The following is a 25,310-nucleotide window of genomic DNA, read 5'->3' on the forward strand; positions in this document are numbered from 1 at the left end:
AATGGTCCAGGTGAGCAGGGAGAACAGGAGCAAGTTCCTGAAGGTAAGGTGCCCCGACTGCGAGAACGAGCAACTCGTTTTTGAGCGAGCAAGCACAATTGTTGAGTGTAACATCTGCGGGCGGGTTCTTGCAGAACCCCGTGGCGGAAAAGCCGATATAAAGGCTGAGGTTGTTGCTGTAGTTGAGTGATCGTTCCATGCACGAGAGAGAGTGGCCCGAGGAAGGAGAACTTGTCGTCTGCACCGTCTCTGATGTCAAGGACTTTGCGGCGTTCGTGAGCCTTGATGAGTACAACGGCCGTAGAGGGCTCATACCGATCTCCGAGATAGCGCGGGGCTGGATTAAGCACATCCGGGACTACGTACGTGAAGGGCAGAAGGTCGTCTGCAAGGTCCTGAACGTGGATCCTGACCGTGGTCACATCGATCTCTCGTTAAAAGACGTGAACGAGCACCAGCGGCGTGAGAAGATTCACGAGTGGAAGAACGAGCAGAAAGCCGCAAAATGGATCGGGTTTGCTGCCGAGGCTGCCGGGGTGGACAGGGGCATAATCGAAGAAGCCATATACCGTGAATATGGTCAGTTGTACCCCGCATTCGAAGAGATCGTCGGCACAGGCGGAGAGGCTGCAGAGAGGCTGAACCTGGATGAACCTGTCAAAAGAGCACTCATAACCATCGCAAACGAGAACGTAAAAGTTCCAAGGGTGACGATCAGCGGATATCTGATCCTCTCAACACCACGGCCCGATGGTGTCAACGTGATCCGCCGGGCGCTACGGAGTGCGCAGCCGAAGATGGACAACGTGGATATCGATCTGGTCTACATCGGCGCCCCGAAATACAGGATAAAGGTGACCGCACCGGATTACAAGGAGGCCGAGAAGGCAATCGAGAAGGCGGCAAACGCCGCCATCGGTGTGGTTGAGCGGGCCGGTGGCGCTGGGAAGTTTATCCGGAAACAGAAGACCGGATAGGTTTTTATAATATGAGCAGTCGTATTCGCCGATGTCCACACGACGGGAGATACACTCTCTCAATCATCTGCCCGGTCTGCTGTCGGCCATGCGGGCCGGCTCACCCGGCACGTTTTTCACCACAGGATAGGTACGGGTATTACAGGAGGACGCTGCGCAGATGGAAGACGTCACAGTAACCTTCACAAGAGATGATGAGATCGAGGCCTCAGTCCTGATCGAGGGGCTGCCCGGCATAGGACACGTTGGGAAACTTGTTGCCGAGCACCTGATCCATGAACTTGAGGCCGAGAAGATCGGGGAGATCTCCTCGATCTATTTCCCGCCGCAGGTGGTGGTCGACGAGCGTGGCGTCGCACATCTTGTCAACAATGAGATCTATCGTTGTGATAAGAACGGGCTGGCGATACTCTTTCTCGTTGGGGATTTCCAGAGCACCTCGGCCGAAGGCCATTATATCCTGACCGAATGCTATCTGGACATTGCGCAGGATCTTGGTGTGCGGCGGATATACACCCTGGGAGGCTACGGTGTTGGCCACCTGGTCGAGAACCCGAGGGTGCTTGCCGCGGTTAACATGGAGCACCTCCTCTCCGAGGTGGAGGGCGCCGGAGGAGCATTTGAGGGCGGCGGGATGATCGTCGGGGCTTCAGGCCTTCTGCTCGGCCTAGGGTTCGCACGGGGCATGGAGGGTGTATGCCTGATGGGCGAGACAAGCGGCTATATCGTCGATCCAAGAAGTGCCGACAACCTGCTCACGGTGCTCTCCTGCCTCCTCGGGATCAAGGTCGACCATACCCTTCTGCAACAGCGTGCCGAGGAGATGGAACGGATCATAGCAAAGATCCAGGAGACCGAAGAGGCCAGAGGCCGTGAAGACCTGAACTATATCGGGTAATTTTTTTCGCAGAATCGCAAAATACAGATAGTCTTTGGCCCGTGAGATTGTCCTGCCCATCTCCCTGATGGGCAGGCCGTTCCTGTTAACCGCAAGGCCGCTGACAGGCCTTTTTGATCTCCACGTTTCTTTAGAGCAGTCCGGTTCCCGGCAGCGAACATAGCAATTGCACCCTGCCCTGAACTCCCGCTGAGTTGCCTGAACGGGACAACCTCTACTGGCAATACAGGTGTGCATCAACTGTCTTTCCTTCGTCGGGCCAAACCCCGGACGCCGGAGCGTATCCGTGTTTTCCGTGGTTTTCCTCACCGCCATCGGCGCCGGGAAGAGGAACCCGATGGTGACACCTCTCCAGGAGGGGTTTGCGGGGATGCTGCTCTCACCTCAGGCATCGCCAGTCATTTATCAAGGCCAAAAGACCGGTCAATCTCAGCAGCCGCGGCCTCGAGGTCTTCAAGAACACGGAGAGCGTCTTTGCGTAACTCCTGCACCAGCGACTGGAGGGAGTTCCCGCGCAGATAGATCCGTTTCCTGTGGCGGTAGACGACACCAGCATCGACAAGGTTTCTTATGTGGTGGTTGACACGTGAACTGGAGATGTTCAAGTCACGGGATATCCTCTCCACCGATACACCCTCTCCGGCACTCTGGTAGGAGATGAGTGCAGCCAGGATCCGCCTGGCAACCTGGTCAACGTCTCTCCCCTCACCTACACCGAGGCTGTTGAAGAGCCATTCAAGGTTCTCTTCCGCCCCTCTCCCCCTCGGTCTCTCGATCTGCCTGAATGTAATCTGCCTCGCCATCGGTGCCATCGCTAATCCATGTCTATGGCACCTAGAACGTATAAACATATCTATAATATCGAGAAGATTTCGATAATTTTGATAAGGTTTAAATATTCATACATCCGTAAATATTTGTAAAGTTCCTCTGAAGGTGATAAACATGAAGATTGTCCCAATCGGAGAACGGGTTCTTATCAAGCCGATCAAGAAGGAAGAAGTTACAAAGAGCGGTATTTATATCCCCGAATCGGCACGCGAAACCAGAAAAGAGGGAACCGTTATTGCGGTAGGCAGGCGCGATGACGGATCAGACCTCCCGCTAAAACCAGGCGACCACGTTCTCTACGGTGGCTACACCTCGGACACGTTTGAGATCGACTCTGAAACCTATGTTTTCGTCCCTTTTAAGGACATCCTGGCAAAGATCGAGTGAGGAGGAGAAAGTATGGCATCGTCAAAGCAGTTGATGTTCGATGAAGACGCACGGAAGGCAATCCTTGTCGGTGTCAACAAAGTTGCAGACACGGTCAAGATCACACTCGGCCCGAAAGGCAGGTATGTTGTGATCGACAGGCCAACAAACCCCATCGTTACAAACGACGGTGTAACGATTGCAAAAGAGATCTCACTGCATGACAAGTTCGAGAACATCGGGGCAAAACTTGTAAAAGAGGTTGCGCAGAACACGCAGGACAAGACCGGTGATGGTACCACAACAGCAACCCTGCTCACACAGGCCATCCTCACCGAGGGACTAAAGAACATATCCGCAGGCGCCAACCCCAACGATGTCAGGCGGGGCATAGAGGCAGCAGTTGCGGCGGCAGTGGAGTATATCCAATCGACAAGTGTTCCTGTCAAGGAGCGGAACAAGATCCTGCAGGTTGCTACAATCTCGGCCAACAACGACGAGGAGATCGGGAGACTTATCGCCGATGCGATGGATAAGGTCGGCTACAGCGGACTTATCACCGTTGAGGATGCAAAGAGCCTTGAGACCAGTCTCGACGTGGTCAGGGGGATGCAGTTTGAGCAGGGCTACATCTCGCCATACATGATCACAGACCCGGAGAAGATGATCTGCGAATACGAAAACCCCTACATCCTGATCACCGACCGGGGGATCACCTCACTCAAACAGATGCTCCCCATCCTCGAGATCGCCGCACAGGATGGCAAACCGCTCCTGATAATCGCCGAAGATGTCAACGGCGAGGCACAGGCCGCGCTCATCTTAAACATCATACGCGGTTCACTCAAGGCCTGCGCGGTCAAGGCACCTGGATTCGGCGATGAACGCAAGGAACTCCTGGAGGATATCGCCGTCCTCACGGGTGCAACGGTTATATCCGAGGATAAGGGGATGAAACTGGAGAACGTATCCAGGCAGGTCTTTGGTTCGGCCCACACCGTCAGGGTAGACGAGGAGAAGACCCTGATAGTCGGTGGCAAGGGCGACCGTAAGGCTCTTGAAGACCGGATGCGCCTGATCGAGTCTCAGATCAACATCACAGACTCAGAGTGGAAGAAGGACGAACTCAGGAAGAGGCTTGGAAACCTCGGCGGCGGCGTCGCGGTCATCAAGGTTGGGGCGGCAACCGAGACCGAACTGAAGGAGAAGAAGATACGGATCGACGACGCCTTAAACGCCACCAAAGCAGCGGTCGAGGAGGGTGTGGTTGCCGGAGGCGGCGTCACTCTCTTCCGGGCAACCAAGAACCTGGATGCGCTGCAGTTCGATGACGACCGAAAGATCGGGGTCTCCATAGTTCGCCGGGCGCTGGAGGAGCCAATCCGTCAGATTGCAAAGAACGCCGGTGTTGAGGGTGCTGAAGTCATCGCTACCGTCAAGAGTAGCGACGATCCCGCGTTCGGCTACAACGCCAAGACCGAGACCTACGAGAACCTGATGGAGAATGGCGTCATCGATCCGACGAAGGTGGTCCGTCTTGCGCTCCAGAACGCCGCCTCCATCGCAGGGCTGATCCTCACGACGGAGGCTGCAATCACCGACTTCGACGAGGAGAAGGATACGAAGACAGCAGCAATCATAATCTGAGGCAAATTGCCTCTTTTTTTCCCGCCAGCCCCTGCCAATGCACGGCCGGAGGGGGGTGGGCCCGGGGCCTGCCCTCTTCAGCCCTCTGCCAGGGGCATTCCTGCAGCCTGCCAGGCGCTGATCCCGCCCTCTATCTCGTAGACCTCGCGAAACCCGGCCTCATCCATCAATTTGTGAACACCTGCGCTCCGCATCCCCCTCCGGCAGTATATAAGGTAGGTTCCATCTGGATCAAGCCTCTCAATCTGTTCTGGGAAGGTCGCGGCGTCGATGTTTATTGCGCCAGGGATGTGCCCCCCGGCAAACTCATCAGCCGTCCTGAGATCGATGATGAGAAATCCGGGGTCGTTCTCCATATCTTCGATCATTATGGCGGCCTCGGCAGGATGGATCACCTTAGAACCCGGTTTTTCCCCGTCCGAATCACTTCCGAGACACGCACAGGCGAGGGTAATGCCGAGAACGGCAAGGAGGAGCGGCGGAATACGGAAGGTATCGACCATACTTCCATATCACCGGCAGCAACGATAAAGAGGTTTCGGTCATCCGCCATCCTCACCCCCGGGCTTCCCCCTGCTACCAAGTCCGGTCGTTTCAGGCCGAATTATAGATTCAAACGGTGCGGCATCCGGGGCCACGACCGGAAGATGCTGAAGCCACGCTCAGCAACGTCTCAGATAACTGCACTTCCCTCTTCAAACCCCCGGAGCCACAGCTCCGCACAGGCTATCCGCCAGAACTCGGTGGAGTAAGCACTCTTCCCCGCAAGAAATTCCCGATAGTTTCGGAGCACGCGCTCTGCATCCCAGTAGGGCCTACCTGAAAACTCCGACGAGGAGAAGAGTTCAAGGACGCGGGGTGCAAGCTCCCCCCTCATCCAGACCTCCTCGGGGGTGACAAAACCCATCTTGTCGCTCCTGCAACGGATGCGGTCAGGGACCAGCCCCCTGATCGCCCGCCGCAGGACGTACTTTGTGACACCACCACGTATCTTCTGGTCGAGCGGGAGCGACGCAAGGTACTCCACAACCCGGTAATCCAGGAAAGGAACCCGGGCCTCGATCGAGAAGGCCATCGAGTTCCGGTCCTCCCAGTGGAGCAGTAGTGGGAGGTTTGAGACCGTGATCTCCCGTTTCAGCACCTCATCAAGCGTTCCTGCGTAGCGGAGAACCTCCGGCGGAGACCCCAGGAGGAGATCACGCCGCTGCGACCGGACAGGAACCTGGCGTAACGCCCACCAGAAAAACGAACGATGTAGCCTGAGGATTCCGATAACCTCCCTGATGACCGCCAGGACCTCACCATGCCCAAGAAGGGTGCGGATATAGGGCACCAGATAGGCAATGTAGCCCCCAAGTTGCTCATCGGCGCCCTGCCCGTCGAGAACCACCTTCACCTCCTCCCGTGCAAGCCGCATCACGCAATACTGAGCGTAGATCGAGAGTGACGCAAACGGTTCGTCCTGCATATAGAGCAACCGCTCAATATCCTCCCAGAGACCGTCGGTGCCCGGGCTCGTCCGGCGGTTCTCGACCCCGGTCGCCGCAACCACTGTATCGATGTAGCGGCTCTCATCAAACCTCCCGTCCTCGAAACAGACCGAGAACGTCTTCTGCCGGTCACCAACGCTCTCAGGGCTCTCTGAACGCAGCAGATGGTTGATCAGGGCGGTTACAGTTGATGAGTCGATCCCGCCAGAGAGACACGTCCCGACAGGGACGTCGCTCCTGAGCCTGAGTCTGACAGCATCGGTCAGGAGGTTCAGGAGATCTCGTGCTGCGGCCTCATCATCGATCCCGGCCCCACGCGGTGTGGGGTTCATCTCGAAATCCCAGTAACGCTCCGGCTCCCCAACACCACTTTCTGTGACGAGAAGCACGTGCGCAGGAGGAATCTGGAAGACGCCATCATACATCGTCGCTGGAGTATGGTCGGCAACACCCCAGGCCAGGAAAGCCAGAAGCATCCGGTCGTTCGGCCGTTTCCCGGCATCAGGGTGCACCCGGAGCGCCTTGATCTCCGAGGCAAAGAGGAACGAACCACCAGCCACTGTATAGTAGAAGGGCTTGACACCCAGGCGATCGCGGGCGCAGTAGAGTTCCCGCCGACGGCCGTCCCAGATGGCAAAAGCCCACATCCCGTTGAACCGCTGCAGGCAGCCCCTCCCCCACTCCTCGTAGGCATGTAGGATCACCTCCGTATCGGTTGCAGATAAGAAAGAATGTCCTGCAGCCAGGAGTTCGTCCCGGAGCTCACGGTAATTGTAGATCTCACCGTTGAAGACTACCCATATCGAACCGTCCTCGTTTGGCATCGGCTGCCGTCCCTCATCGGATAGGTCGATGATGGCAAGACGCCGGTGGGCGAGGCCGACCGGGCCCGAGAAGAAACACCCCTCCCCGTCTGGCCCCCGGTGGGCAAGTCTCTCTGCCATCGCCGCGATGAGGGCCGCATCCGCCTCTCCGCCGTCAAGGGCAAACTGCCCGGCAATACCACACATACCAGGGATACCGGCAACCGGTTATTACTTATCCGAACAGGTCTTATTCAGCCCGGTTCCGTTGAGATCGCATGTTGGGCAGGAGGCAGAGGGGCCATCCACCACCCGGTAAGCATCCGCCAGGACGGCAGAGTTTGCAAGCATCCCCGCGATCAGGATCACCTCGAGGATCTCGGCCCGGGTTGCGCCCTTTGCCATCGCCGTCTGCATGTGGTACTCAACACAGTGGCTGCACTTGAGGGCAGCCCCCACCGCAAGGCTGATCAATTCGATCACCTTGGGCTCGAGCTGGCTGGTCTCCGTGACGGCACCCTTGTAGAGGAGGTGTGAGATCAGGATCTCAGGCCGTTCTGCCATCCTCTCAAAGATCAGGGGGACCCTGCCGTATTCACTCTCGATCTCCCGGAGGAGGTCCTCCGCGATGGCATCTGGCCCGCGTTCCATAATCCTCGTGAGTATCTTCTCAAAGTCCATCACAACTACACCAATATCCTGGTTTCCGAAAAAGGTTTTACCCTGATCAATATGTAGTTGCGCATCCGCGACGGTGTAACCTCGGCGATATCCCCGAGTGTGACGCCCTCCGTGACCTCAAGCGACCTGATCTCCGGAGCGTAGGAGTCGTAGGGGAGTTTCACCCTGAGCCCCTCCATCTGCACTGTCACCGGCGTCGGGTGCGTCAGCAGCGTGACCTCCGGGACCTCCTCCTCGATGATCGTCATCAGGCGCGGGGGAAAGACTGAGAGAGGATCTTTTGCAAGAACATCACGGCGTGCGTCCAGCACCCGCGAGACCTCGTCCACCAGTTCATCAAGTTTCGCGAGTTCCTCCGGGCGCTTGAACCGGTGCATGATCCTGCCGATCCCCCCGACATACCCTTCGACCGGCGGATCGATGATCCGCATCAATGTCTCGCGGTCTGGAGCACCGGTCACCACGATCGGAACGTGGATCCCACGGCGGAGCACCGGGAACTTATGCTGTATACACTCCTCAAAGTTGCCGAGCATGTATACAGCGAGGTCGTGCTCGTTGATGACGTCCCGTTCCTCGTCGTTGAGGTTTGCAATTCGCTTCCCGAACCCCCTGGCAAGCCCGACCATATTGGTCTTTGCCCCCGAACGCCTCAGGTACTCGGCGATATCGCAGGAGGCGTGGGGGAGGTGATGGATCTCAAGGCTCGGGCTGACAACAGCGATCTCTGTCCCAACAAGGGGGGCCTCCGTCACCTGCCCGGCAAGCGGTCTGGCAACCGCGCGTATCAGGTCGATGTCATCCCGGGGCACAAACGACTGGAGCACTACATCCTGCGCCATGACGTGTTTCTGCACCACGTAGCCGCCAAGGTCATCGATCAGGTCCATGATCTCGTCATGCCGGTAGACGCCGCCCTTGTAGGTCACCGGAACGAGCGTTGTCACAGCGTCACCCCCATCTTCTCAAAGAGCGGCATAACCATCCTCTCCACGACATCACCGGGTAGCGTATCCTCACTTGCAACATAGTAAAATTTACCTTCCCGGATGTACTGGCGACGGACCTTGAACCCCTCTGGAGCCATATACTGCATAGCATAGATGATGTCTTTATGCAGAGTCTCGCTTGGATCGGCAACCACCACCTGCTCGAGGTCTTCTTCTCCTGCCATACCCGCAGGGAGGATGATGGTGAAACGATCAGGCTGTTCGACGTTCTCCTTGCCATAAATATCCCAGAGGACCCTGAGCAGCGGCGCAAGATAGGTCTCATCACCGATATCGAGTATGATCTCGGTATCGCCACGTTTGACGTTTGCAAAGTCGCCAACATGGATTGCGCGTGGCATGTGGCGCAGGACACCCGCAGCGATGAAGATAGGGATCTTCGGGTCGACGTAGATATGCAGCCGATCGATCACCTTGATGAGATCCAGATCCTGGAGAACGTCGTCTGCAACACGCTCATAGGCCTTCCTCCCGACCTCATCCGGCGACTCAACAACGAAGTAGTTCTGCGGAGGCATCTACTCTCCTTCAACGAACCCTGAAGCAAGCAGGGCAGACCCGACCGCGCCGATGTACTGTGAGTGCGGCGGAACAACGACCTTTACCTGCAGGAGTTCGCCCATCGCGTGAACCAGACCCTCGATCAGGGAGGTGCCGCCGACCATTATCACCGGTTCCTTGATATCGATCTCCTGCAACTGCTGCTCGAATACCTGTTCCGCCACGCTGTGACAGGCCGCGGCCGCAACGTCCTCCCGCATGCTACCTGCGGCGAGCGCGTTCACAAGGCTCTGCGTCCCAAATACGATACAGTAACTGTTCATCGGGACCTTCTTCGCCAGCCCTTTCATGGCCAGGGGACCGAGCTCGGTGATATCAACACCAAGACGTTTTGCGGTCATCTCCAGGAACCGGCCGCTTGCCCCGGCGCAGATCCCACCCATTGTAAACGTCCCGGGGATACCATCGATCACGCTGATCGCCTTGTTATCCATCCCGCCGATATCTATGACGGTTGAAGTACCTCGCTGGTGATCGGCGAGGTAGACGGCACCCTTCGAGTTCACTGTCAGTTCCTCCTGAATCAGGTCAGCCCCAAAGTGCCTGCCGACCAGGAACCGCCCGTAACCGGTCGTCCCGATCGCCTGGATCTCCTCGCGTGCAATACCGGACATCTCAAGCGCCTGGGCAACGGCACCTTCGGCGCTCTTGATCACCTCAACCGTTGGAAGCCAGCCGGTTCCCAGGATCCTGTTGTCCTTCATCACGACCGCCTTCGTGGTGCTCGAACCAGAGTCGATCCCCATCGTGATCCCGGTCTGCGCCTCGCGGGCGAGAAGCGCCCTCCGGCGGGCTATAGTGGTCAGCGCCTCCATACGGGTGAGGAGGGTTCCCGCTGTCGTCCGCTCGGTGAAGGAGTAACTCACCACCGGCAGCCTTGAATTTTCGTGGATGTAGCGCCGGAGTTCGTTCCGGACGATCGCCGCCTCGGCGCACCGGAAACAGGTGCAGATGAAAACCGCGTCGGCATCCACCTTCCCCTCCACCAGCGCCATACCACGGGCAATCATGAGTTTTAAATCGGCGCTCCGAACATCCAGGCCGAACGCATCGAACGATCGCTCAACGTCACCGAGAGCTATGTCGGGGAAGAAGACCTCTGCATTCACCGCTTCAGCGGCCTTGTAGATCTCGTTCTGGACACCACTGTACTCCGACCCGCAGGAGAGCTGCGCGATCCGCACCTTCCTGCTCACGCTTCAACCTCCCCTGGAAGATTGTCAAGGAACTTCCTGACAGCCGCTACAAACTGCACACCCTCTTCCTCGTTCCCCGGGTAATCCAACTCCAGTATCGGGATACCACTCTGGCGCAGGATAAAGAGGAGCAACTCATCTGTTCTGGCGCATCCCATGCACCCGAACGCGAGATCGGCATCGTTGACGATGATTGCAGCCTCGGCCTCTTCGAGGAGCGGGCCGTAGATTGCCATCCTGCCCCTGACGCCCGAGGGCACCTCGACTGCCGCATACTTCAAGCCGCGCTTTGGTTCTTCGGGCGTGATCTGCAGTGGCGGGGAGTCGACCCCGGCGGTCTGTATCCGCTCCCGGATACCGAGGGCTGCACCGAGCGGTTTATGGCCGAACCTGGCCACCAGATCGGAGAGGATAAGGCTCGTTGCAGGGTAGATAAACACCTTTGCCATTGAATTCAGGACTCCTCTGACTCTATCAGTTCTTGTAATCGCCTTATATCGAGTTTTGTTCTCTTCTCGCGGGCAGGAAGCACCGGTTCGGGCTCCTCACCCCTTCGTCGGTCGAGTTCCTCAAGTCCGCGGCCGATGTGGCGGAGGAGTCGAAACTCCCGCTCGTGCCCGAGATAGCCCGGTCTCGCCCCGCCAAGGTTCGCCCGGCAACGTCTCGAATCACCCGGGGGGAACCCCCTGTCTTTGACGAAGATGTGCTCGGGATCGATGCTGCGGATCACCTCAATGAGTCTATCGACTGCATCCGCTTCACCGGTAACCTGCAGCCCAAAGCAGGTCTCTTTGATCAGGACGCCTTCAGAAACCTCATACGCCCGAAGCGCGAGTTCACCAGGTGTCATGCTGGGGGACTCAACGAAGACGTATTTGGTCACCGTCCCTGCATATTCGGGAGTGTATTCGGCCATCATTTAACCTCCCTTACATATACCGTCGAGCCTTCACGCAGCCCCGCCAGTTTCTCCGTATCAAGAACCTTGCCGATTATGTTCGTTCCCGTGAACGGCTCAGAGGTTGGACCAAACTCGGTGCTGACTACGGTGCGGACACCGACCATCCCAACCCCTCTGCGAGAGTCATTCGTCATCGCGAGTATGAATGCCGGTACCTCATCCGTGGGTGTGTTCTCAGGTATGATCCCAACACTCTTCTCGATCTTCGGTTTGAAGAGATAGACATCCTCAAAGATGAAGATAAGCGGCATCTTTCCGATGGCGTGGTGTTTGAGCCCGGTCACCTCACGGAATATCCTGACCGACCTTGGTGCGGCCTCATCATCAAGGGTGATGGCGATAACACGCTCGGGGGGTTCGGTCCTGACGCTGACCTCACCGGCGGCAAGAACCTCAAGCGTCGTCTCGGGGGTCTGGCCGACGACGACGCGATCGCCTCCGGCTACATCGGTGATGAGGGAGATTCCGCGCCTCTCGGCAACCTCCTTTGCCTCATCCACCGCAAGACCGATCAGATCAAACCGTTCCGGCTCCGCCCGGATTGCCAGAATGTCACCCTCGCCGGCAAACCGGGCAAGTTCTATGCCGTGGGCGACCTGGCCTACAACGGTATGTGCCGGACTTGGTGATACACCCTGAGTGTAGATGTAGACCGATCCCCTGGATTTTCCCGATGTCCTGACCGTGACAGTCCCTTCAAGCCTTGAACGGGGAAGTTCCGCCGGGACGGCTGTCGGGACGAGGTGTGTATCAGAGATATAGGTGCTGCTTGAACGATCCACTCTGAACCTCCCGTCCTGCACTGAGAGAAGGAAGTACTCAACGCTTCTCGCGGCTGTGGTATCGATCTCTTCTTTGCTGAAACCCTGCACATCAACCTCCAGGTAGGAGATGACCTGCATCCCATCCTCAAGCGGAAACCCTGCATCGTGGGTGATGATGGCGTGGGAGCGGTCGGTACTCTGGAGCACACGTTCGACCGCCGTTATCTGATCACCCTCCCCGAACCGATCGATCACGCCACGGCCGGTGACGACCCGGCCGACAACACCGCCCCCTCTCGGGGCACCGTGGTCGGCAACATGCCTGATGCGCGCGAAGATCAGGTATGACCTGGAGGGATCGTAGCCGCCGCATCCCAGTATCACGTCTCCGCGCTCGTAATGCCAGGGTTCCCGCACAGGCCGGATATCTGACTTGAACGGCCCGAAAGCAGCGGCATAGCGATCCTGCCAGTGCAGGCGCAGCCGCCCCGTGATCTCTGGCTGAAGGAGACGGCTGGCTACCGCAGGATCCGACGTCTCGATCACCAGACCTCCCGCTGTGGTGGTCAACCTGATCTCCGCCGACTCGGCCGCGCCCTCCTCTACTCTCGGACGTATGATGGCAACGCTGCACTGCCAGTCCCATCCCAAAAGAAGATCGCCAAGAGACGAACCCTCTGGAACCTCAACACGTTTGCCGTCCAGGTGGATCTCCATCACGCGCACCTCAGGTGGTTTCGGCCCCACCCATCACCTTTCGTTCATCTTCGGTGAGATGAGCGAGCACCTCTTCGGTCGGACCCATCTGGATGATCTTGCCTCCCCGCATGAGAACCACGCGATCACAGATATCTCGCACAAAATCAATGTCGTGTGAGACCACGATGAACGTCTCATCCATCTCTTCGCGGGAGTGGAGGATTGAGTGCTTCACATCGAGCTTCGTGATGGGATCCATCGTACCGGTCGGCTCGTCAAGGACAACAAGCCTGGGTTCGCGGATGAGCACCTGGGCGAGAGCCACCCGATGTTTCTCCCCTTCAGAGAGCTGACCCGGATAACGGTCCAGGATCTCCCTGCTCTTTTCTGGCGTAAACCCGGCCATACCGAGCGTGATGACCGCCTTGCGCATTGCCAGTTCTTTCGGGAATTCAAGACCGATCGCGTCGGTAAGGTTGTCCAGCACAGTCCTGTGGGGATAGAGGTCATACTCCTGGTGGAGAAGCCCGATGTAGGCCTTCGCCCGGCCGCGGTTCTCAATGCCGGGTTTTGTCATATCGATCCATTCGTCCCCGATCCGGATGTTCATCTCACCGGTTGTGGGCTCAAGGATCCCGGCTATGATCCGGGAGAGGGTCGTCTTGCCGGCACCGCTCTTGCCGATTATCCCGAAGATCTCCTTCTCGTAGACCTCAAAGGAGACGCCATTGACCGCCCGAACAACGCCGCGGTCGATGGAGAGGTAACGCTTGACGATGTCCCGGGCTACCAGGATCTTCTCACCCACCTCCGCTACCCTGTGCTCCTCGGTGTCGCTGTAGTTCTCCATGAACCTCTGGATCACGTTCTCAGGAACTCCGATCTCCACGATCTCGCCGTTCTCAAGAAGTATTGCCCTGTCAGCAACCTCATCGATGACGTGTGAGAAGTGCGACGTGACAACCATACTCATATTGTTCGCCTGCGCGCTCTCGATGAGCATCCGGTGGACAAGTGTGGCGGTCTCGGGGTCGAGCGTCCCGGTCGGTTCGTCAGCAAAAAGGATAAACGGGTTTTTTGCAAGTTGCCTGGCAAGCACCACCCGCTGTTTCTCGCCGCCCGAGAGGTCCCTCGCGATATGCATCATCCTATGTGAGAGTCTGACCTGGTCAATGAGGTCAGCCGCCCTGCTGATGGCCTTCTCACTCGGGTAACCGATATCATCGAGCGCCCGCAGGACGTTTTCTATCACACGGTCGTCGCCATAGAGCGCGAACGTCCGCTGGAACATGATGGCAGTCCTTCGCATGATCCGGCGTTTCATCGGTGCGTTCTCTTCAGCCCAGAAGTCGAGATCCACCGGCCTAAGTTCGCCACCGCAGGCGGGACACGGTTTTCCTCGCTCGCGCGGGGTACCGATGTAATCACACCTCTCACAGGCTGCGATGTGGTAGATGATTGCGCCTCCTGTTGGGGGCTGGTCAACACCCCGCATCAGGTGCATAAGAACGGTCTTGCCGGCACCGCTCCTTCCTATTATGCCGACAGTCTCCCCCTCTGCTACCTCGAAATTAATGTTTTTGAGTACGGTAGTTCCGTTGAACTCCATGCAGAGGTCTTTCACCGTAATAAGTGGTGTCATATTGAGGTCCTCGCTAAACTGATCTTTCTGTGGTATCATATTAGGGTTTATATTGTTGCACTTTCTTCCCGGTTGCCGGGGCGCCGGAGAGTAGTTCCGCCACGATGCCAGGCACCTCGCTGACGTTGTGGATCACCCGGTCAACAGTCGCATAAAGGATATCCGGTTTCCGGTCGGACTGCTGCTCTGTGAGCACCGCAAGGTCTGCTTTCTGGAAGGCGTTAAGGTCGTTTATGGCATCCCCCACCATAACAACCCTATCGTATTGAGATTTTAGCTCTTCCACGACCCTTGCCTTCATCGAGGGGGTTGCAACACCATAAACCCGTTCCCTGGGTATGCCAAGATAGTCCCCCATCCGCTCGAGTTTCTCAAGCCGGTCGCCCGATGCGATATATACTGGAACGCCAATGCGGTGCAGTTCGCTGATTGCCTCTCTCGCACCATCAAAAGGTCTCCCGCCGGTTGTCACCGTGAACTCTATGCCAGGGATGTCCATGTTAAGGATCACGCCGCTGTTCATGGTAATGATGGACTCCTGCTTGCAGCACGACCAGACCTTGCGGATGCACGCCTGCAGGTCGCTCACACGAGCGTTTTTGTCGCTGTAGAGGACATGGGCGACCTCTTCAGCGGGGATGACCCTCCTGGAGCAGGCTACACCGAACCCGATCGAGTGCTCGGAGAGGAACTCAGATAGGAGTTGATCTCCAGGCGCGTCCATGACATCACGCGAATGGAGATGGAGAACGACGAGGACTCGTGCCTCGGCACCGAAAGTGAGTGTCGTGGTCTCGACCCCGGTCAACATCTCGCCACGAAGGACATCGCGCGCTACGCGGTATGTCCGCAGGAGTGTGCCCGCACTATCAAATACAACGGCAACCGACATCTGCTCTCACGTCAATAAGTCTATGTGGTCTGAGGTCATCTCTTGAATGAGAACCATGCTACTGAGTGAGACGGCAGAAAGCATAAAGAATATGGAGATCCGGGGCGCCGGTAGGATCGCACGGGCGGCGGTGGAAGCACTGGCTGATTACGCGAGAAGTCTCGATGTATCCGATCCGGCGGTATTCAGGCAGGAGATGAAGAAAGCGGCCGGGATCCTTATCGAGACGAGACCAACCGCCGTCTCGCTCCCAAACGCTGTAAGGAGCGTTATAAGAGCGCTGGATGAGTTTGAGTCGGTGGAAGCCGCAAAGAAGGCTGTCCTTTCACGGGCGGCGGAGTTCATTCAGCGCTCCGAGCATGCGGTTGAGCGGATAGCAGAGATCGGAGCACGCCATATCTCTGACGGTGATATCCTCCTTACCCACTGCAACTCCGAGGCGGCGCTCGGGTGCATCCTGGAGGCACATCGTCAGGGTAAAGATATAGAGGTCTACGCAACGGAGGTTCGCCCGCGGGGCCAGGGTCTCATCACGATAAGGACTCTGAACGAGGCCGGAATCCCTACAAACTACATTGTCGACTCGGCGGTCCGCCACTTCATCAACGAGGTTGACATGGTCTTTGTCGGTGCCGACGCGATCGCGGTGAACGGGGCGGTGGTAAACAAGATCGGGACCGCCCAGATCGCGCTTGCGGCACACGAGGCAAGAACAAATTTCATCGTTGCCGCCGAGACCTACAAGTTCGCGCCGAGGACGATCCTGGGGGAGTTGATCGAGATAGAGGAGCGCGATCCTGCCGAGGTGCTGCCGCGAGAGGTTGCGGAGGAACTCCCCTATGTCAGGGTGAGAAACCCGGCTTTCGATGTGACTCCTGCTGACTACATCGATCTGATAGTCACAGAGCAGGGTGCGATCCCGCCGGAACTTGCGTTCACGGTGATCCGGGATTACCTGGGATGGACGATCGAGGAGTGGCGGTAGGTCTGTCGGGGTGGCATACAGGACGCTCAAAGGTCAAAGCAAACGCCTCTCCAAAGAAATCTATGACCAGGGGAGAACTCAAGCGCAGGATCAAGAAACTCCTTGAGACGGCGAAAAAGGTTGATGAAGAAGAGAGGGAGTTATTTGGAACCGGTTCCCCGTTCACCATTCCAGAGGAATGTGCCGATGATCCTGACCTGATGAAGAAGATCGAGAAACTTGTATCAGCCTACAACCGTCTTGTTGAATCCGGTGAAAGACGCATTAACCTCACCGATGAAGATGCCAACCTTATGATATGCAAGAAGTCCTGTCTTGCTGCGTATAATGTTCAGACGGCGGTGGATGATAGAGCCAATCTCATCGTTGCTGTTGATCTCACGACCGAAGAAACCGATTACCATCAACTCATTCGTTCCAATGGTTGAACAGGTCGTGAAGAATACTTCCAGTGCGCCTGCTGTCATCAGTGCCGATCCCGGTTATGCCACCTTTGACAACTATGCATTCCTGAAAGAGAATGGGTTATATGGTCTGATTCCAGATTCAAGGCATTTTGTTGATACGTATGGGAGACCGAAATATTACCCGAAGTCGCTATTCAGGTATGACCCTGAGAACGACTGGTATACCTGTCCAGCTGGAAGGATAATGAAATTTATTGCGACACAGAAGAACAGGAAAAAGTGGCAATTGTGCCCGGTGTCCCCTCCACCTGAGTTGTAAAACGTCGTTGCAGCGAACGATCACACGGCATCCCCAGGAGGGGGCTGAAAGATGAGATGAGAGCCCGGTTGGCAACTCCTGTTGGAAAGAAGGGAATATGCCAAACGGATCACTGTGGCTGAGGCTCCGTTTGGAAATATGAAATGGAATAAACGTTGGACTCAATAAGTCATCGGGGTAAGAGGAAGGTGAAAGATGAGTGGATTCTTCATGCAATAGGGCACACTCTTGGTCTCATATGTAGACTTGTGTCGGTTGAACAGGTTCAACATCTCAAATCGGTCAATTTTTTGAGGACTTTGCCCCGGTAACAGGTGAATGATGGGTCTTCTTCATCGGTTTTTTCGTGTGGAGGTTGGTATCGGCGTCACCGGGGTGGGGCAGATGATGGATCTGAACATTTAAGGATCAGGTTTGGTGCTCAGGGATGTGGTGGTGGGGTAACATGCTCATGACAAAACGGGGAATTCTGTCCCAGCCTGGAAGGATAGGTTTCATAAGCGGCAGAAACCCTGCATGCATGAATGGTTAACCCGCTCCTCCCGGAGAGATCGGGCACATGAGGTTGAATGCATCCTGGATCCCTCTCTGTCTCCCGGTCATCTCTGCTGTCATCACCCGGCCATCTGCCAGGGCGACCTTCCTCCACCTTTCAAGTTCGAGCAACACCCCCTCCACCAAGTTTTGGGGAGTGGCACAAGCGTGCGCCTGAAGGGCGCGGGAGTTAAGGCATGAAGCATCCCCGATTCGCCTGCAAACAGTGTCACAGGGGGTGAGGTGAGAGAAAACTCCCCCAATCACGTTAAACTGAAGAGGAAGTAGAGGAACACAAGGATGCAGACGAATATGATCCCGTAGCTCCCGCCCCAGATGCTCGTCTGGATCTCCGGGTAATTATCTCTCAAGAAGACAAGATCCTTCTCGTATGCTGCTGACCTTTCCAGACCCCAAAAAATCCGCACGAACGGCAGAGCAAGGGTCTTCCACGCGATCTGGATGGCAGCCGCCGGGTTTGCCGAGACGTGCTGGAAAAACGCCACCACACGTCCTATCCCGCGGCCTATAGCATCCGTGACCTCTACAAGCGGGTGTGAGGAGAACCACACGACCGCCCGGCCTGCCTGGATATAAAGGGTGTCTATATCGGTCTCGAACCCGCCCCATGAGCGCCTGAGCGGACGCACGAGGGCCAGGAGCACCCCTGCAACAGCAAATATACCCGCAGACTCAAGCAGGTGCGAGGCGGCGAAGGGGTGAGCGGGTGTCCCGCCGGGGAGGAGGTCCGTCAGGAGGTGCGGGAATAGCCCTATTGCAACACAGAGGATGGCGGTTGCCCCCATCGCCAGCAGCATCGGGACCGGCGGATCCCTCGGGAGGATACCCTCCCGCGTACCTTCGGCCGGGCGGAAGAACCCGAGGTAGAGGATCCGGAAGACGTAGATTACGGTTATTACGGCCGATACCATTAGGATTGGTGCAAGATAGGGCACCGCTCCTGCCGCCTCGATTGCCATACCCTTGCTGACCGCACCGTTCAGCCCCGGGAGGCCCGCGAGAGCAAGGCCGCCGATGAGAGCGGAGAGAGTGGTCACCGGCATCGTCCGCCAGAGCCCGCCCATCTCCGAGAGCCTGTGCGAACCGGTTCTGAGTATGACCGCGCCCGCCGCCATGAACAGCAGCGACTTGAAGAGTATGTCGTTGACCATGTGGGCAAGCCCGGCGTCCACCCCTGCCACCGACCCCACGCCGATGCCCGCGACCATATAACCCACCTGGCTGATGATCGAGTAGCCCAGGAGTCGGCGGAGATCGTCCTGCATGAGCGCGAACACGGCACCGTAGAGCGCCATCGCCCCGCCCATCCAGGCGACCGCAACACCCCATCCACCCACTCCGGCAAGCAGGAAGACCGCGGCTTTCGTCGTGAAGATGGAGAGAGCGACCGATCCGACAACCGATGCCTTGGGGTACGCGTCGGGCAGCCAGGTATGAATGGGGATGAACGCCGCGTTCATGCCGATCCCGATCAGCATGAAGACCAGAGCGGGGCCATCCGCCACCGGACCGATGGCAGCGCTCCCGCTGGCGGACAGCGTGTAGACGATCCCGGCCAGAAGGCACGCCCCGCCAAAGACGTGGTAGAGGATGTAGCGGTAACCGGCAGCGGAGGAGCCGGGCGATCTCGATGACCAGATGATTGCAATCGACGCAACGGCAAGCGCCTCCCAGAATACGAAGACGGTGATGAAGTCCCCGGCGTAGACCACCCCCATCGCCGCTGCAATCGAGGCCAGGATACCGATCGTCTCCACGAGCGGGAGGTCCCGGTATACCGCGTAGACCAGGACGAGGAGACCCGAGATGGCGAAGATACCGCCCGCCAGGTCTCGCACGGGGTCAACCGTCAGAAGAACCGTATCGATCCCCGGCAGAACCCGGATCACAATCTCCGGCACCGCGGGCGAGAGTCCAAGTGTTAGGCCAAGCCCGACAACCCCTATAAACAGCGTCCATGCCTTCCTGGCCCCGCCGGCGAGGAGGGGGAGGAAGAGGATCCCGATCAGGTAGATTAAGGCTGGTGGTAACCCGGTCATGGTATCACCGATCCCGTGATCTCTTCAATAGCGATCTCAACAAGGTCCATAAACGGCACTGCGGGATATAAGAAGATCAACACCGATGCCACCGTCGTCAGAATGATCGGGACGAGCATCAGGAGAGGCGGTTCGCTGACGGAATCAAGCGAGCGCTCGTCATCCGGCGAGGCGACCAGCATAGTATGGATTATCGGGAAGAAGTAAGCGGCGTTTAAGACCGTGCTTGCGACCAGGACCAGCAGCAGAATCGGCACACCGCCTTCAACCGCCCCGAGTGCCAGGTATACCTTGCTGATGAGCCCTGAGAACGGAGGCAGACCACAGATCCCGATCGCAGCACCTGAGAACATCACGGCCGTAACCGGCATCTTCCTGCCGATACCCTTCATATCGGAGATCCGCTCTCTCCCTGCAGCAACAATGACCGCTCCCGCAACAAAGAAGAGCGTGATCTTGAGGAAGGCGTGGATGGGGATGTGCGCCATCGCTCCGGTCATCCCGGCGACGGAGAGCATAGAGACGCCGAGAAGTATGTATGAGAGCTGGCTCACCGTCGAGTAGGCAAGCCTCCGCTTGAGGTTATCCTCAGTCAGGGCGAAGAGGGACGCGGTTATGATTGTAAACGAGGCTATAACGGCAAGGAGCGTCCCGAGACCGAGCGAGGCCAGGAGATCCAGCCCGTAGACCCACCCCGCGATCCTGACGACCCCAAAGACCCCCGCCGTGACGACGGCTACAGCGTGGAGGAACGCGCTCACCGGTGTCGGGGCGACCATCGCCGCAGGAAGCCAGCCGTGGAGAGGCATCCAGGCCGCCTTCACGAAGCCCACCATGAAGAGGATGAAGAGTATCTGGAGGATGAGAGGCGGTGCCGACCCGGCAAGGAACCCACCCGGGGCAAACCCGGTTGTCCCGGTGAGGATATAGGTCAGGACGACCGCCGCCAGCAGGAAGACACCCCCGATAAGGAGGTAGGCCAGGTACTTCCTCCCCGCTGCCATCGCCTCCGGAGTCTCGACATGGACAACGAGAGGATAGGTGATGATGGTCAGGATCTCGTAGAAGACGAGAAGCGTCACCAGGTTCGCCGAGAACGCTATCCCGATTGCGGAGGCTATCGCAACTGCAAGGCAGAAGAAGAACCTTGTCTGTGCGTGCTCCTTAAGCGAACGCATGTAGCCAATGGAGTAGAAGGAGTTCAGCAGCCAGAGGATGGCAGCGGTGAGGGCAAAGACCATCCCGAACGCGTCCACCCGCAGCGCCAGATCCCCGCCGGGCAGGAGCGGGATGAGCGAGACCGCGATCCTCTCACCGGCCAGGATCGAGGGGAGCATGGCGACGACAGAGACGAGCATCGCCACCGCGGCCGCCACCGTGAACCCGTCCCGTATGTTCTCGTGCCGTCCACAGACCAGGATCATCACCGCCGCCAGGAGCGGGATCACCACGGTTACCACCGGGAGCAGACCGGTTGCATCCACCATCTCAGGCACCCCCGAGCAGCAGTGAGACGGCAGGAGCGACGATCTCTATAAGGGGTTCGACGAAGATGCCGAGCAGCAGACAGAGGAAACTCAGGATGACCATCGGGACGAGCATCGAGAGGGGCGCCTCGCGCACCGCAGGCGCCGGGCAGTGATCGCCGCCGGCCTCGTGGTGGCTCGAGGCGCTGAAGTAAGCGACCTCGATGAACCGCCAGATGTAGCCGACCGCGAGGAGTGACCCCGCCAGGAGGACGGCCGCATAGACCCAGTAACCCGCTTCAAGCGCCCCCATGACCAGATAATACTTGCTTGCAAACCCGATTGTTGGGGGGACACCGATCATCGACGCCCCGGCAAGGGCGAACGCCGCACAGGTGACCGGCATCGTTGCTGCAATGCCTTTGAGGTCGGAGAACCTGGACGTCCCCAGCCGGTATATGATCACCCCCGCGACCATGAAGAGGCAGCCTTTCATCACGGCATGGCCGAGGATATGCAGGAGACCGCCTTCCAGTGCGATCTGGTTTGCAACGCCGAGCGCAAAGACGATGTAGCCGATCTGGCTGACGCTCGAGTATGCGAGCATCCGTTTGAGGTCATCCTGTGCGATGGCCAGCACCGCTCCGGCGACTATCGCGACCGCTGCTATGAGGAGGATGAGTTCGGTCACAGGGACGGTCTCGACGAAGTATGCCATCGTGAAGACCGAGAATACGACCCGGAACATCGCATAGACGCTCACCTTGGCCATCACGGTCGAGATCAGGACGGTCACGGCGGACGGGGCTTCCGTGTAGGCGTCGGGGAGCCAGAGATGGAGCGGGAAGAGTGCGACCTTTATGGAGAACCCGATGATCAGGAGGAGAAACGCGGTATGAACTGTTGCAAGCCCATATGACGCAGGGAGAAGACGGGCAATGTCTGCCATGTTCAGTGTCCCGGTCGCAACATAGAGGTTCCCGATGCCGAGCAGGACAAAACCTCCTGCAATCGAGCCAAGAATCAGGTAGTTTAAGGCCGCAACATAGGCGCGCGGCCGTCTGGCGGAGGCAATCAGGGTGTATGCGGCGATGGACGAGATCTCCAGGAAGACGTAGAGGTTAAAGATGTCCCCTGTGATCGTCATTCCGACAAGACCGGTCACAAGGATCTGGAAGAGGACGTAGAACGAGACGATCTTCTCCGGTTCGATCTCCTTCTCGACGCTCCGTCGCGCATATACCGCCGCCGCAACGGCCAGGAAGAGAATGATCGGCAGGATGTAGCTGTTGAAGGTATCGATGACAAACTCAATCCCGAGCGGTGGCGCCCATCCCCCGAGATGGTAGTGGATCGTCCCCTGCCGCATCACCTCGATAAGGAGGGCGATCCCGCCCACGAACTGGAAGAGTATCGTTGCAAGCGTGATCGGGTAGCAGAACCGACGGTCATGCCAGCCAAGCAGGAGTATTAGGAGCGCCGAAAGTATGGGGACGGTGATCAGGATAACCGGGAGGTGTTCGATCATCGCCTCTTCACCGCCTTTAACAGACCGGCCTCATCGATGACACCATACTCCTCGTATATCCGGACGATCAGCGCAAGACCGACCGCGGTCACACTCACACCGACGACGATCGCGGTAAGTATCAGGACGTGCGGGATGGGGTTGACGTATATGGCCTCCATCCCTTCAGGGAGGTAGATCGGGGCTATACCGCCTTCCACCTCGGCAAGCGAGATGTAGAAGAGGAAGATCGCGGTCTGGAAGATGTTGAGCCCGATGAGTTTCTTTACCAGGTTCTCTTTTGCAATCAACGCATATAGCCCGATCATCATCAGGATGATTACCATCCAGTAGTTGTAGTGCGAGAGGAATGCCTCAACGACCGTTTCCATCACGGAGCCTCACCTCCCCTATCGGAGATATCCGAGATTATCGAGACCATCACCGCCATCACGGTGATCCCGATCCCCATCTCGACCGCGTCAATCAGGTATCCATGGAGATGGGCCACCCCAAGCGCCGACTCGACTGCTCCGTACTCCAGGTAATTCCCGCCAGCGGCGAGGCAGAGAAAGCCGATACCTGCATAGATAGCAACCCCGATGACGGAGTAGATCATGAGCCACTTCTTTCCAAGCCGCTTCTCGACGCCCGATAATCCGAAAGCGATGAACATCATAATGAACGATGCAGCAAAGACGACACCGCCCTGGAACCCTCCACCAGCTCCCACCGCACCATGCACTATGACGTAGAGGGCAAAGACCTGTATAAACGGCACCGAAAGCCGGGATACCGTCCGGATGACGACGTTCTCCCTCAAAGTCGTCCACCCCGCCTGAGCAGGAGAGCGACCGCTATCCCTGCAGTGAAGATCACCACTATCTCTCCAAGCGTATCGAACCCACGGTAACTCGCAAGTATTGCTGTAACGATGTTCTCGACCCCGACATCATGGATGGCCAGATCGATGTAGAGCTTGCCGGTATAGCGAGTGGCCGGGGCGTCAGGGTCGCCGAAAGCCGGCATATCCTCGACCGCCCAGAAGAGGACCACGCCTATGAAGAGAACTGCAAGCAGAGCCTTTACGTTCAATCTGAAGATCTCCTTTCGGTTCGTGCTATGGCCGCAATGAAGAGAACGGTGGTTACCCCTGCCCCCACCGCCGCCTCGGTGAAGGCGACGTCGGCGGCGTTCATCTCCGACCAGAGCACCGTCATTATCAGTGAGTAGGCGGCAAGGATGATCGTTGCGTGGAGGAGGTCGCGGACGGTTATCGCCGCGATCGCGCAGATTATCATAAAGAGGAGGAGGGCAAAGTCAAGCGCCCAGATCATCGCCGTTCATCCCCCTTCTCCCAGGGTTCAGTCCCGCAGGTATGCGCTGCATTCATGATGGCATGCACCGCCGTCGGCGAGGTTATGAATATGAAAAGCACCAGGAGGAGCATCTTCATCGTAAGCAGGCTCACCCCCTCGTAGAGGATGAAGCCAAACAGCATCATCCCCTCCCCCATCGTGTCGCACTTGCCAGTCGCGTGAACACGGGTATAGAGATCGGGAAGCCTGAGAAGACCTATGGCGCCGACGACCATGAAGAAGAGGCCGACGATGATGAAGATGCTGGCCAGAGTGTTCAGCAGATGCACCCCTCCTTGAGGTATCTGGCGACTGCAAGCGTCGCTATGAAGTTTATCATCGCATAGACGATCGCGATGTCCAGGAAGATCGGCCGCCCGTATATGAGGCCAATGAGTACCAGGATGATGATAGTCGTTGTTCCGATCGTGTTCACCGCGATCAGCCGGTTCTCAACGCCGGGGCCGATAACCACCCGGTAGAGACAGAGAAAGATCGTCAATATGAGTACGATCACACTGGCATAGAAGAGATCGATCATTCTTCACCCTCACAAAAGACGTGCGCAAGGCTGTTCTGCAAGCCCCTCTCTTTGAGGAGGGATTCTTCCGCCGCCCCCCGGACAAGGGCGTGCACCGTGTATCTCCCACCGGCCACCTCGACTGTCACCGTCCCCGGCGTCAGCGTGATCGCGTTTGCAAACGCTGTACGCAGGATGTCGTTTTGAAACGGTGTATCGACTGTGATGATACCGGGATCGATCGGCATACGAGGGTGGAGGACGCGGTATGCTACGTCGATGTTGGCGAGGACGATACCCAGCATCAGCCGCGGGAGATAGGCGACGAACCGGATGAATGCCCCGACCGACCGCAAAATGCCGGTCTCATCGGAGAGGAAGAGAAGATCGGTTGATATAAGGGCCACGACGGCGCAACATACGATCCCGGCGCCGATGTAGAACGGTTCCAGGTAGCCCGACAGGATATACCAGAATAGCATCAATACCGCAAATGTGATAATATACTGCGACACCGACGGCCTTTTCCTACCAGAAGACAACGCACACCCTCTCTTGCACAGTGTTAACACCCTTACTTTGAGAGGGCAGCGTATAAAAACTGTGCTTTGGCGCTCCTTTGCAAGCCATTATCCCTCACCGATCCCCCATCCATGACCTTTACGCGCGGGTTGTGCAACCATAGAAAACCCAGGAGCCCGTCACGCCGTCCTGCTTCTCAATCACCCACTCATCT

32 protein-coding genes are annotated in these 25,310 nt (G+C 57.5%); 9 read left to right on the forward strand and 23 right to left on the reverse strand.

All coding sequences use genetic code 11. The features are described 5' to 3' along the window. The first annotated feature begins 1 nt into the window (after nt 1). From R6Y96_RS00565 to R6Y96_RS00580, 4 genes are read left to right on the forward strand one after another with little or no spacing between them, the layout of a single operon-like run. On the forward strand, nt 2-190 hold the full coding sequence (locus R6Y96_RS00565) for a 30S ribosomal protein S27e (protein ID WP_318621518.1): 189 nt from the start codon (nt 2-4) through the stop codon (nt 188-190). Nucleotides 191-197: 7 nt separating this feature from the next. Further along, the gene (locus R6Y96_RS00570) at nt 198-977 is read left to right on the forward strand and encodes a translation initiation factor IF-2 subunit alpha (RefSeq protein ID WP_318621519.1); all 780 of its coding nucleotides are present in this window, start codon (nt 198-200) and stop codon (nt 975-977) included. An 11-nt stretch (nt 978-988) separates the two neighbouring features. Further along, nucleotides 989-1,156 carry an RNA-protein complex protein Nop10 gene (locus tag R6Y96_RS00575; protein ID WP_318621520.1) on the forward strand — a complete coding sequence of 56 codons (168 nt, stop codon included), beginning with the start codon at nt 989-991 and terminating at the stop codon, nt 1,154-1,156. After that, the gene (locus R6Y96_RS00580; RefSeq protein ID WP_318621521.1) at nt 1,138-1,875 is read left to right on the forward strand and encodes a proteasome assembly chaperone family protein; all 738 of its coding nucleotides are present in this window, start codon (nt 1,138-1,140) and stop codon (nt 1,873-1,875) included. Before R6Y96_RS00575 ends, R6Y96_RS00580 begins: the two co-directional genes overlap by 19 nt. Nucleotides 1,876-2,273: 398 nt before the next feature. Here the strand turns inward: R6Y96_RS00580 and R6Y96_RS00585 are convergent, their stop codons facing one another. Further along, nucleotides 2,274-2,687, reverse strand: a complete 414-nt coding sequence (locus tag R6Y96_RS00585) for a winged helix-turn-helix domain-containing protein (protein WP_318621522.1) — start codon at nt 2,685-2,687, stop codon at nt 2,274-2,276. Nucleotides 2,688-2,820: 133 nt separating this feature from the next. Here R6Y96_RS00585 and groES point away from each other — a divergent pair, with 133 nt between their 5' ends. Together groES and groL are read left to right on the forward strand one after the other, a co-directional pair. Then, complete coding sequence (gene groES / locus R6Y96_RS00590; RefSeq protein ID WP_318621523.1) at nt 2,821-3,093, forward strand: co-chaperone GroES; 273 nt, start codon at nt 2,821-2,823, stop codon at nt 3,091-3,093. 12 nt (nt 3,094-3,105) lie between these two features. Beyond that, nucleotides 3,106-4,719 (forward strand): chaperonin GroEL, encoded by a 1,614-nt coding sequence (gene groL / locus R6Y96_RS00595; protein WP_318621524.1) that lies wholly within the window; start codon nt 3,106-3,108, stop codon nt 4,717-4,719. Nucleotides 4,720-4,796: 77 nt separating this feature from the next. Here groL and R6Y96_RS00600 read toward each other — a convergent pair whose 3' ends face one another. The 11 genes from R6Y96_RS00600 to R6Y96_RS00650 form a co-directional block, all read right to left on the reverse strand. Continuing rightward, entirely contained in the window at nt 4,797-5,222 is a 426-nt protein-coding gene (locus R6Y96_RS00600; RefSeq protein WP_318621525.1) for a rhodanese-like domain-containing protein, read from the reverse strand. Nucleotides 5,223-5,392: 170 nt separating this feature from the next. Next, nucleotides 5,393-7,219 (reverse strand): asparagine synthase (glutamine-hydrolyzing), encoded by a 1,827-nt coding sequence (gene asnB / locus R6Y96_RS00605; RefSeq protein ID WP_318621526.1) that lies wholly within the window; start codon nt 7,217-7,219, stop codon nt 5,393-5,395. A 24-nt stretch (nt 7,220-7,243) separates the two neighbouring features. Next, nucleotides 7,244-7,693 (reverse strand): carboxymuconolactone decarboxylase family protein, encoded by a 450-nt coding sequence (locus R6Y96_RS00610; RefSeq protein WP_318621528.1) that lies wholly within the window; start codon nt 7,691-7,693, stop codon nt 7,244-7,246. Between the two features lie 5 nt (nt 7,694-7,698). Beyond that, nucleotides 7,699-8,640 carry a methanogenesis marker 7 protein gene (locus R6Y96_RS00615; protein WP_318621529.1) on the reverse strand — a complete coding sequence of 314 codons (942 nt, stop codon included), beginning with the start codon at nt 8,638-8,640 and terminating at the stop codon, nt 7,699-7,701. Continuing rightward, complete coding sequence (locus tag R6Y96_RS00620) at nt 8,637-9,221, reverse strand: methanogenesis marker 17 protein (protein ID WP_318621530.1); 585 nt, start codon at nt 9,219-9,221, stop codon at nt 8,637-8,639. The genes R6Y96_RS00615 and R6Y96_RS00620 overlap by 4 nt, the downstream gene beginning before the upstream one ends. Next, complete coding sequence (locus R6Y96_RS00625) at nt 9,222-10,460, reverse strand: methanogenesis marker 15 protein (RefSeq protein WP_318621531.1); 1,239 nt, start codon at nt 10,458-10,460, stop codon at nt 9,222-9,224. It lies immediately after the preceding gene. Next, nucleotides 10,457-10,909: a methanogenesis marker 5 protein gene (locus R6Y96_RS00630; protein ID WP_318621533.1), complete on the reverse strand. Its 453-nt coding sequence runs from the start codon at nt 10,907-10,909 to the stop codon at nt 10,457-10,459. Before R6Y96_RS00630 ends, R6Y96_RS00625 begins: the two co-directional genes overlap by 4 nt. 5 nt (nt 10,910-10,914) lie before the next feature. Then, the gene (locus R6Y96_RS00635; protein ID WP_318622531.1) at nt 10,915-11,376 is read right to left on the reverse strand and encodes a methanogenesis marker 6 protein; all 462 of its coding nucleotides are present in this window, start codon (nt 11,374-11,376) and stop codon (nt 10,915-10,917) included. Continuing rightward, nucleotides 11,376-12,902: a methyl-coenzyme M reductase-associated protein Mmp3 gene (gene mmp3 / locus R6Y96_RS00640; protein ID WP_318621534.1), complete on the reverse strand. Its 1,527-nt coding sequence runs from the start codon at nt 12,900-12,902 to the stop codon at nt 11,376-11,378. The genes R6Y96_RS00635 and mmp3 overlap by 1 nt, the downstream gene beginning before the upstream one ends. 10 nt (nt 12,903-12,912) lie before the next feature. Further along, on the reverse strand, nt 12,913-14,526 hold the full coding sequence (atwA, locus tag R6Y96_RS00645) for a methyl coenzyme M reductase system, component A2 (RefSeq protein WP_318621535.1): 1,614 nt from the start codon (nt 14,524-14,526) through the stop codon (nt 12,913-12,915). Between the two features lie 40 nt (nt 14,527-14,566). Next, the gene (locus tag R6Y96_RS00650) at nt 14,567-15,418 is read right to left on the reverse strand and encodes an HAD family hydrolase (RefSeq protein WP_318621537.1); all 852 of its coding nucleotides are present in this window, start codon (nt 15,416-15,418) and stop codon (nt 14,567-14,569) included. A gap of 55 nt (nt 15,419-15,473) precedes the next feature. Here R6Y96_RS00650 and R6Y96_RS00655 point away from each other — a divergent pair, with 55 nt between their 5' ends. The 3 genes from R6Y96_RS00655 (at nt 15,474) to R6Y96_RS00665 (ending at nt 17,129) form a co-directional block, all read left to right on the forward strand. Continuing rightward, complete coding sequence (locus R6Y96_RS00655) at nt 15,474-16,403, forward strand: ribose 1,5-bisphosphate isomerase (RefSeq protein WP_318621539.1); 930 nt, start codon at nt 15,474-15,476, stop codon at nt 16,401-16,403. A gap of 62 nt (nt 16,404-16,465) precedes the next feature. After that, complete coding sequence (locus tag R6Y96_RS00660) at nt 16,466-16,831, forward strand: hypothetical protein (RefSeq protein ID WP_318621540.1); 366 nt, start codon at nt 16,466-16,468, stop codon at nt 16,829-16,831. Continuing rightward, on the forward strand, nt 16,824-17,129 hold the full coding sequence (locus R6Y96_RS00665) for a hypothetical protein (protein WP_318621542.1): 306 nt from the start codon (nt 16,824-16,826) through the stop codon (nt 17,127-17,129). Before R6Y96_RS00660 ends, R6Y96_RS00665 begins: the two co-directional genes overlap by 8 nt. Nucleotides 17,130-17,657: 528 nt before the next feature. On the opposite strand, the gene R6Y96_RS00670 is transcribed toward R6Y96_RS00665, so the two are convergent. The 11 genes from R6Y96_RS00670 to R6Y96_RS00720 form a co-directional block, all read right to left on the reverse strand. After that, nucleotides 17,658-17,795 carry a hypothetical protein gene (locus R6Y96_RS00670; RefSeq protein WP_318621543.1) on the reverse strand — a complete coding sequence of 46 codons (138 nt, stop codon included), beginning with the start codon at nt 17,793-17,795 and terminating at the stop codon, nt 17,658-17,660. 131 nt (nt 17,796-17,926) lie between these two features. Next, nucleotides 17,927-19,723 (reverse strand): proton-conducting transporter transmembrane domain-containing protein, encoded by a 1,797-nt coding sequence (locus R6Y96_RS00675; protein WP_318621545.1) that lies wholly within the window; start codon nt 19,721-19,723, stop codon nt 17,927-17,929. Beyond that, a complete protein-coding gene (locus tag R6Y96_RS00680) occupies nt 19,720-21,210 on the reverse strand; it encodes a monovalent cation/H+ antiporter subunit D family protein (RefSeq protein ID WP_318621546.1) in 1,491 nt (496 codons plus the stop codon). Before R6Y96_RS00680 ends, R6Y96_RS00675 begins: the two co-directional genes overlap by 4 nt. A 1-nt stretch (nt 21,211) precedes the next feature. Next, nucleotides 21,212-22,717, reverse strand: coding sequence for a monovalent cation/H+ antiporter subunit D family protein (locus R6Y96_RS00685; protein ID WP_318621547.1), 1,506 nt, complete (start codon nt 22,715-22,717; stop codon nt 21,212-21,214). Next, complete coding sequence (locus R6Y96_RS00690) at nt 22,714-23,088, reverse strand: cation:proton antiporter subunit C (RefSeq protein WP_318621548.1); 375 nt, start codon at nt 23,086-23,088, stop codon at nt 22,714-22,716. The genes R6Y96_RS00685 and R6Y96_RS00690 overlap by 4 nt, the downstream gene beginning before the upstream one ends. Beyond that, nucleotides 23,088-23,519: an MnhB domain-containing protein gene (locus R6Y96_RS00695; RefSeq protein ID WP_214022841.1), complete on the reverse strand. Its 432-nt coding sequence runs from the start codon at nt 23,517-23,519 to the stop codon at nt 23,088-23,090. Before R6Y96_RS00695 ends, R6Y96_RS00690 begins: the two co-directional genes overlap by 1 nt. After that, nucleotides 23,516-23,791, reverse strand: a complete 276-nt coding sequence (gene mbhE, locus R6Y96_RS00700) for a hydrogen gas-evolving membrane-bound hydrogenase subunit E (protein ID WP_318621549.1) — start codon at nt 23,789-23,791, stop codon at nt 23,516-23,518. Before mbhE ends, R6Y96_RS00695 begins: the two co-directional genes overlap by 4 nt. Next, a complete protein-coding gene (locus R6Y96_RS00705; RefSeq protein ID WP_214022839.1) occupies nt 23,788-24,033 on the reverse strand; it encodes a hydrogenase subunit MbhD domain-containing protein in 246 nt (81 codons plus the stop codon). Before R6Y96_RS00705 ends, mbhE begins: the two co-directional genes overlap by 4 nt. Then, on the reverse strand, nt 24,030-24,344 hold the full coding sequence (mnhG, locus tag R6Y96_RS00710) for a monovalent cation/H(+) antiporter subunit G (RefSeq protein ID WP_318621552.1): 315 nt from the start codon (nt 24,342-24,344) through the stop codon (nt 24,030-24,032). The genes R6Y96_RS00705 and mnhG overlap by 4 nt, the downstream gene beginning before the upstream one ends. Next, nucleotides 24,332-24,595: a monovalent cation/H+ antiporter complex subunit F gene (locus R6Y96_RS00715; protein ID WP_318621554.1), complete on the reverse strand. Its 264-nt coding sequence runs from the start codon at nt 24,593-24,595 to the stop codon at nt 24,332-24,334. Before R6Y96_RS00715 ends, mnhG begins: the two co-directional genes overlap by 13 nt. Beyond that, nucleotides 24,592-25,056 (reverse strand): Na+/H+ antiporter subunit E, encoded by a 465-nt coding sequence (locus R6Y96_RS00720; protein ID WP_318621556.1) that lies wholly within the window; start codon nt 25,054-25,056, stop codon nt 24,592-24,594. The genes R6Y96_RS00715 and R6Y96_RS00720 overlap by 4 nt, the downstream gene beginning before the upstream one ends. Nucleotides 25,057-25,310 lie beyond the last annotated feature (254 nt).

It is taken from the genome of Methanoculleus receptaculi, assembly GCF_033472595.1.
GTDB lineage: Archaea > Halobacteriota > Methanomicrobia > Methanomicrobiales > Methanoculleaceae > Methanoculleus > Methanoculleus receptaculi.

Coding starts and splice junctions, on each gene's coding strand:
- asnB (WP_318621526.1), bottom strand. CDS start 7,219: ATGTGTGGTATTGCCGGGCAGTTTGCCCTTGACGGCGGAGAGGCGGAT.
- R6Y96_RS00650 (WP_318621537.1), bottom strand. CDS start 15,418: ATGTCGGTTGCCGTTGTATTTGATAGTGCGGGCACACTCCTGCGGACA.
- R6Y96_RS00565 (WP_318621518.1), top strand. CDS start 2: ATGGTCCAGGTGAGCAGGGAGAACAGGAGCAAGTTCCTGAAGGTAAGG.
- groES (WP_318621523.1), top strand. CDS start 2,821: ATGAAGATTGTCCCAATCGGAGAACGGGTTCTTATCAAGCCGATCAAG.
- R6Y96_RS00630 (WP_318621533.1), bottom strand. CDS start 10,909: ATGGCAAAGGTGTTTATCTACCCTGCAACGAGCCTTATCCTCTCCGAT.
- R6Y96_RS00635 (WP_318622531.1), bottom strand. CDS start 11,376: ATGGCCGAATACACTCCCGAATATGCAGGGACGGTGACCAAATACGTC.
- atwA (WP_318621535.1), bottom strand. CDS start 14,526: ATGACACCACTTATTACGGTGAAAGACCTCTGCATGGAGTTCAACGGA.
- R6Y96_RS00585 (WP_318621522.1), bottom strand. CDS start 2,687: ATGGCACCGATGGCGAGGCAGATTACATTCAGGCAGATCGAGAGACCG.
- R6Y96_RS00620 (WP_318621530.1), bottom strand. CDS start 9,221: ATGCCTCCGCAGAACTACTTCGTTGTTGAGTCGCCGGATGAGGTCGGG.
- R6Y96_RS00720 (WP_318621556.1), bottom strand. CDS start 25,056: ATGCTATTCTGGTATATCCTGTCGGGCTACCTGGAACCGTTCTACATC.
- R6Y96_RS00665 (WP_318621542.1), top strand. CDS start 16,824: ATGGTTGAACAGGTCGTGAAGAATACTTCCAGTGCGCCTGCTGTCATC.
- R6Y96_RS00675 (WP_318621545.1), bottom strand. CDS start 19,723: ATGACCGGGTTACCACCAGCCTTAATCTACCTGATCGGGATCCTCTTC.
- R6Y96_RS00600 (WP_318621525.1), bottom strand. CDS start 5,222: ATGGTCGATACCTTCCGTATTCCGCCGCTCCTCCTTGCCGTTCTCGGC.
- R6Y96_RS00715 (WP_318621554.1), bottom strand. CDS start 24,595: ATGATCGATCTCTTCTATGCCAGTGTGATCGTACTCATATTGACGATC.
- R6Y96_RS00575 (WP_318621520.1), top strand. CDS start 989: ATGAGCAGTCGTATTCGCCGATGTCCACACGACGGGAGATACACTCTC.
- groL (WP_318621524.1), top strand. CDS start 3,106: ATGGCATCGTCAAAGCAGTTGATGTTCGATGAAGACGCACGGAAGGCA.
- R6Y96_RS00655 (WP_318621539.1), top strand. CDS start 15,474: ATGCTACTGAGTGAGACGGCAGAAAGCATAAAGAATATGGAGATCCGG.
- R6Y96_RS00660 (WP_318621540.1), top strand. CDS start 16,466: ATGACCAGGGGAGAACTCAAGCGCAGGATCAAGAAACTCCTTGAGACG.
- mmp3 (WP_318621534.1), bottom strand. CDS start 12,902: ATGGAGATCCACCTGGACGGCAAACGTGTTGAGGTTCCAGAGGGTTCG.
- R6Y96_RS00610 (WP_318621528.1), bottom strand. CDS start 7,693: ATGGACTTTGAGAAGATACTCACGAGGATTATGGAACGCGGGCCAGAT.
- R6Y96_RS00570 (WP_318621519.1), top strand. CDS start 198: ATGCACGAGAGAGAGTGGCCCGAGGAAGGAGAACTTGTCGTCTGCACC.
- R6Y96_RS00680 (WP_318621546.1), bottom strand. CDS start 21,210: ATGGTGGATGCAACCGGTCTGCTCCCGGTGGTAACCGTGGTGATCCCG.
- R6Y96_RS00705 (WP_214022839.1), bottom strand. CDS start 24,033: ATGATCTGGGCGCTTGACTTTGCCCTCCTCCTCTTTATGATAATCTGC.
- R6Y96_RS00685 (WP_318621547.1), bottom strand. CDS start 22,717: ATGATCGAACACCTCCCGGTTATCCTGATCACCGTCCCCATACTTTCG.
- R6Y96_RS00580 (WP_318621521.1), top strand. CDS start 1,138: ATGGAAGACGTCACAGTAACCTTCACAAGAGATGATGAGATCGAGGCC.
- R6Y96_RS00690 (WP_318621548.1), bottom strand. CDS start 23,088: ATGGAAACGGTCGTTGAGGCATTCCTCTCGCACTACAACTACTGGATG.